This window comes from Oleiphilus sp. HI0080 (assembly GCF_001635135.1).
Window position 1 is genome coordinate 1 of sequence record NZ_LWFU01000027.1, and the last position, 410, is coordinate 410.

Annotated in this window: 1 protein-coding gene; it reads right to left on the reverse strand. The window is 46.3% G+C overall.

Features of this window, described 5'->3' with window-relative positions; all coding sequences use genetic code 11:
* On the reverse strand, positions 1 to 410 hold a 410-nt coding region (locus tag A3751_RS00485), incomplete at both ends, for an aconitase family protein (RefSeq protein WP_255376052.1).

Genomic DNA, 410 nt, shown 5'->3' on the forward strand with positions numbered 1-410 from the left:
CGCTGGTTCTTCACCAGACTTGATGCCAGCAATACGCTTGTCTGCTAGGTCGATTAGGCCTTGTAACATCTTGGCATCGTTATCCATGCCTTTGTCGATCATGATTTGGATACGAGATTTTGCGAGCTCTAGAGACTGAATTAACGTGTCGTCTGTAGAAATACAGATCGAAGCTTTCGCTTTCATTTCTGCAGTCCAATCGGTGAACGTGAACGCTTGGTCTGCTAATAGAGTGCCAATTTGTACTTCGATAACGCGACCCTGGAAGACGTTTTCGCCGCCGAACTTCTTAAGCATTTGAGCTTGCGTTGCGTGTACGATGTCGCGGAAGTCCATGTGAGACTTCATGCTGCCTTTAAATGTTACTTTTACAGACTCAGGGATTGGCATTGCACATTCGCCAGTTGCAA